This is a genomic window from Mycobacterium sp. TH-M11 (assembly GCF_057473725.1).
This window is the reverse complement of record NZ_JBYCLD010000429.1, coordinates 1-5,034: the sequence shown is the minus strand read 5'-3', so window position 1 is coordinate 5,034 and position 5,034 is coordinate 1. Positions and strand designations below refer to the sequence as shown.

Below are 5,034 nucleotides of genomic sequence, written 5' to 3'. Positions count from 1 at the left end.
AGGTCGCCACCGGCCGGGACGGGGTGCTGGCCGGGCTCAAACGGGGTGGCGTGCTTGCGATCCACAGCACCGTGCACCCCACGACCTGCCGCGAGCTGGCGGAAAGAGCAGCGGTGCAGGGTATTTCGGTGATCGACGCACCGGTCAGCGGTGGCGCGCCGGCCGTCGCCGAGCGCCGGCTGCTGGTGATGGTCGGCGGTCCCGACGATGTCGTCGAACGGTGCCGTCCGGTTTTCGCGAGCTACGCCGATCCGATCGTTCATCTGGGTGCGCTGGGTTCCGGGCAGACCGCCAAGCTGCTGAACAACCTGCTGTTCACCGCCAACCTGGGCACCGCGGCCACCACCCTGGCGCTCGGTGACGCGCTGGGCGTCTTACCCGAACGCCTTTCCGAGGTCATCTCCCGCGGCAGCGGAAATAGCTACGCGCTCAGCGTGCTTGGTGGGGATACTGCCGGTTTGATGCGGCTTGCCGGGATGGCCGGCACGCTGTTGCAGAAAGACGTCCGCTTGCTCGCCGAGGTGCTCGACGCAGCGGCTGCGTCCGGCGGGGCCGTCCTCGACGCTGCCGATGCCACGCTGTCGCTGATGGCACATCCGCGGTGAGAATCGGATTCGTCGGAGCGGGACGGATGGGCCGGCCGATGGTGAGCCGCCTCGTCGAGGCCGGCCATCACGTCCGGGTATCGGGCCGTTCGGTGGAGCAGCGATCGGCCATCACCGAGTCGGGCGCCGAAGCCGTCGACGAGGTTGCGTTGGTATGCGCGGATGCGCAGGCGGTGGTGCTCTGCGTGCTCACCGACGAGCAGGTCCGCCACGTCTGTCTGGCCGACGGCTTGGTCGCGGCGATGCCGCCCGACTCCACGCTGGTGCTGCACACCACCGGAAGCCCACACACCGCGGCGGCCATCGCCGAGCGTGGTGTCGAGGTGGTCGATGCACCGGTGAGCGGTGGCCCGCACGACGCAGCTGCTGGCGCACTGACACTGTTCGTCGGGGGTGCCGACGAAACGGTCGTCAGGGTCCGACCGGTGTTGAGCTGCTACGGCGACCCGATCCTGCACGTTGGACCGCTCGGGGCGGGCCAGAAGGTAAAGCTGGTCAACAACGCGCTGTTCGCGGCGCAGATCGGGCTGCTTTCTGCTGGCGTCGAGTTGGCGTCACGGCTCGGCGTTGCGGAACCCACATTGCTCACCGCCTTGGCGCACGGCAGTGCTGCGAGCCGGGTCCTGGAGATCGTCGCCGCGCGCGGATCGCTGGCGTCGTTCATCGAAGCCGCAGGCGAATTTATCGGCAAAGACGTCGCGGTGGTCAGAGAACTCGCCGCTGAGCTGGGCCGCGACCTCGGTGCGCTGGACGAGGCCATCGAAACCGTGTTTCCCGGGCAGCGTTAGGGCCTTTTCGACACGCGACGAAGCATCTACCGTTAGCGTTACAGTCGAGCATTCCGTCGTAACGGTGTAGCCGCTCCCCGGGCGGCGAGGAGGGTGTCATGACCAAGCCGAAGGTCGTCTTCGATCCGTTCTCCGAAGAGTTCTTCGCGAACCCCTTCGACATCTACCGACGGATGCGGCAGGACGCCCCGCTCTACTACGACGAGAAGGGGGATTTCTACGCAATCACCCGGCACGAGGATGTGGCCGCGGCGTTGAAAGACCACGAAACCTACTCCTCGAGCCGGGGCTGCGACCTGGCGATGGTGCGCAACGGCATCCCCGCCGATATGCGGTCCATCATCTTCATGGATCCGCCGGAGCACCGCCACATGCGCAGCCTGCTCAACAAGGCCTTCACGCCGCGGGCCATCCAGTCACAGCGCGACGACGTGACTGAGGTGACCGACAAGTATCTGTCCGCCGTGGATCCCGACAATTTCGATGTCGTACAAGACTTTTCCGGCCCCTTCCCGGTCGAAGTCATCACCAGAATGGCCGGGGTGCCTGCCGAATACCGTCAGCAGGTGCGGCACTGGATCGACATCAGCCTGAGCCGCGAACCAGGTCAGATCGAAGTCAGCGAAGCCGGCATGCAGGCAAACATCGACACTGCGATGTACTACTACGGGCTGGTCGGGGAACGCCGCGAGAACCCCCAGGACGACATGATCAGCCGGCTGATCGCGGCCGAGATCCCCGGCGAGGACGGCACACTACGCCGACTCGACGACATCGAAATCTGCAGCTTTGCCACGCTACTCGGCGGGGCGGGTGCGGAGACGGTCACCAAGTTGATCGGCAGTGCGACAGTGCTTTTCGCACGCAATCCCGGCGAATGGCAGAAGCTGCTGGCAGACCGCAGCAAGGTCCCCGCCGCCGTCGAAGAGCTGCTCCGCTACGAAGGCCCGGTGCAGTACAACGTCCGGTACACCCTGAAAGAGGCGCACACCAGCGGCGGCACGATTCCGGCCGGGAAGCCGGTATTCGTGATGAACGCCGCGGCCAACCGCGATCCGGACGCATTCACCGACGCCGACACCTTCGACATCGACCGCGATCAGACCGAGGCGCAGCACCTCGGTCTGGGGTACGGCATTCACAGTTGCCTGGGCGCCGCGCTGGCGCGGATGGAAAGCCGGATCGCACTCGAGAAGCTGCTCGACTTCATGCCTAGTTACGAAGTGCAGTGGGATAGGTGTAAACGCGTCACCATGCAGAACGTCGCGGGCTGGCTGAACGTCCCGGTGAAGGTATTGCGATGAGAGTTGAAGTCGACTGGGGTCTGTGCGAGAGCAACGGGGTCTGCATGGCCGTCGTTCCCGAGGTGTTTCGGCTCGAGGACGACGACACGTTGACGATATTGCAGGACGAAGTCACCCCCGAGAACGAGGAACGGGTGCTCGACGCGGTGCGCCAATGTCCGCGGCAGGCGATCTCGATCGCCGAATAAGACCGGCGGGCGTCGCCATTATTTCCAGAATGCGTTCATGGGTGGGGCGTACATGTCGTTGACGGTGAGCGGGGCCAGCGTTCCCGGAGCAGGACGCAGGGCGTCTTCAATCGTGGTCATCAGGCTGTACTCGTTGTAGTAGTTGTCAGTGGTGAAATGACCGCCCACCATTCCCCCATTGGTGACGGCGTCCTGATTCGGGATGACGACCATCGGAACGTTGTTGCCTTCATTACCGATGCCCAGTGACAGGTTGTTGTTGTCCTCGTCGAAGGTGACGATGATCGCGTCCTTTTGCGTCGGGTCGTTCCAGGTTGCCGAGTGTTCGATGGTGGACACCTCTTGCTGGACGAACTGGTCAGCGGCCGCGACGTTGTACTGCTGGTTCGTGAGCTGGCCGATGAGGAACTGCGAAAGGCCAGCAGGAGTATCGATGGGGCCTTCCCCGTTGTTGGCCTCGTTAGCAGCAATCCAGCTGAATTCCGGGAAGGTGTTCGGATCTTGCAGGTCGGTGGACAACTGGGTCAGCGGAAGCAGATGTTCCTGCAGGTAGGCGGGGGTGTTGTCGTAGACGTAACTGAACTGGGCAAAAGGCAACTGGTCGACGGCGTAGTTACCCGATGACACCAGGTCACCCGGGGTGGGCATGCTTTGTGCATAGCCGGCCCATGACACGCCCGCCTGATCCATTTCTTGCATGAGGCTGGGTGCGTCGATGACGTTGCCGGTGGGGTTGTAATCGAGGCCGAAGTCCGATCCGCCCACGATCCGGATGTAGTTGGGGTCGCTGGGGTGGCCCAGCGCGTAGTAGTTGTCCGCATATCCGTTGTTGTTGATCAGGCTGTTGATGTAAGGCGCGTTGGGGCTGCCCACGATGTCGCCGACGCCCTTGTTCTCCATGTAGATCAGGAACACGTGATTCAGTTGGCCGACGTCGGATGTCGGTGGGGTCAGCGGCGCCGCGGTGAGGCTCTGGTCGCCGACGGTGAACGACTCGTTGTCGGCGTAGGCGCCGTTGTAGTTGCCCAGGACCCAGTCTTTGTCGGTGAAGGTCGTGGTCACCTGCGCGGAGGTGGTGCCCTCCGGAACCGTCCCGGAGATGTCGCGTTGCTCGAACCCGGTGGTGTACAGCCGATCCCAGACCGTGACCGGGTTGAGCGAGTCGGTGCCCACAACGTCGCCCTTGCTGTCGAGGAAGGTGACCTCGACGGTGGCCGAAGAGGGGTCCCAACCTTGGCCACCGAGGTCCGCACTCAGCGTGAACGGCGTTCCGGCTGCCCCGCTGAGGTCGACGGTCTGGCTGATGGTGGAGGTGGCCACGGGTCCGCCGCCGGCGAAATTGTCCCCGGCCCCCGGGGGCGCGCTCTGCGGGAAGTCAAAGAACTTGGGGAGCGGAGTCGAGAATCCGAACGGATAACCGCCATGAGTGCCGTAGGCGATCACGGTCGGGGTGCCGGTTTCCGTCCAGCCCGGAATGGTCACCCCGCTGTAGCCCGACCCCGACGGGTCGGCCGTCTCGAAGCTGGGGTTGACCAACAAGTTCTCGCTCATCGGCTGCGCAGCCGCGCCGGCATCACCGAAGATCAACCCGCCACCTTGACCAACAGCGCCGTCACAGATCAACCCGCACGCACTGCTGCTGGGATCGACCAGGTTGAACCAACTATTGATCAGGGTGTCGAACTGCTGACCGAAGCTGCTGCTGATCCAATCCTGTTCCAGCCCATTCAACGAGGCATCAACCGGGCTGGCCGCTGTCGCCGCGGACTCGGCGGCACCCAAGCCCACACTGCCCAGCGACCCCGCGATCGCATTGATCACCGGATCGATGATCGCGCCGAACTCGTCGGCATGCGCCGACGGTGCCGCCACCAGCGGACCCAGCCCGAACGCCAAAAGCGCGCCCGCACCGGTGCCAAACCCGAGCAACCCCCGCCCCGGAACACCACGCGACCGGCGATTGCGATTGCTACGACCGTGCTGGGCCATCATGGAACTCCTTAGAGCGCGGAATAGATGCTCAGGCTACGTTAAGGAAGCGTGCCAGCCGCCCGAAATGTCCGATATGCGGGAATAAATTTTCCCCAGGCAGAACTTCGGTCCGCCACAACTGCTCAGCGGCATCGGACGGACACGCGATCGGCGGCCC

5 protein-coding genes are annotated in these 5,034 nt (G+C 64.2%); 4 read left to right on the top strand and 1 reads right to left on the bottom strand.

The window, feature by feature from the left end; genetic code table 11:
• The 4 genes from AC2VOG_RS16920 to AC2VOG_RS16905 form a co-directional block, all read left to right on the top strand.
• Positions 1–605: NAD(P)-dependent oxidoreductase (locus AC2VOG_RS16920; protein ID WP_486941015.1), on the top strand; the 605-nt coding region annotated here is incomplete at its 5' end.
• Positions 602–1,393, top strand: coding sequence for an NAD(P)-dependent oxidoreductase (locus AC2VOG_RS16915; protein WP_486941014.1), 792 nt, complete (start codon positions 602–604; stop codon positions 1,391–1,393). The genes AC2VOG_RS16920 and AC2VOG_RS16915, both read left to right, overlap by 4 nt.
• Positions 1,394–1,491: 98 nt before the next feature.
• Complete coding sequence (locus AC2VOG_RS16910) at positions 1,492–2,697, top strand: cytochrome P450 (RefSeq protein WP_486941013.1); 1,206 nt, start codon at positions 1,492–1,494, stop codon at positions 2,695–2,697.
• Positions 2,694–2,885 carry a ferredoxin gene (locus AC2VOG_RS16905; protein WP_486941012.1) on the top strand — a complete coding sequence of 64 codons (192 nt, stop codon included), beginning with the start codon at positions 2,694–2,696 and terminating at the stop codon, positions 2,883–2,885. The genes AC2VOG_RS16910 and AC2VOG_RS16905 overlap by 4 nt, the downstream gene beginning before the upstream one ends.
• Before the next feature lie 18 nt (positions 2,886–2,903).
• Here AC2VOG_RS16905 and AC2VOG_RS16900 read toward each other — a convergent pair whose 3' ends face one another.
• On the bottom strand, positions 2,904–4,874 hold the full coding sequence (locus AC2VOG_RS16900; protein ID WP_486941011.1) for an alkaline phosphatase family protein: 1,971 nt from the start codon (positions 4,872–4,874) through the stop codon (positions 2,904–2,906).
• Between the last annotated feature and the right edge of the window lie 160 nt (positions 4,875–5,034).

Excerpts from the sequence above, each read along its gene's own strand:
- AC2VOG_RS16910 (WP_486941013.1), top strand. The coding sequence starts at position 1,492 with ATGACCAAGCCGAAGGTCGTCTTCGATCCGTTCTCCGAAGAGTTCTTC.
- AC2VOG_RS16905 (WP_486941012.1), top strand. The coding sequence starts at position 2,694 with ATGAGAGTTGAAGTCGACTGGGGTCTGTGCGAGAGCAACGGGGTCTGC.
- AC2VOG_RS16900 (WP_486941011.1), bottom strand. The coding sequence starts at position 4,874 with ATGGCCCAGCACGGTCGTAGCAATCGCAATCGCCGGTCGCGTGGTGTT.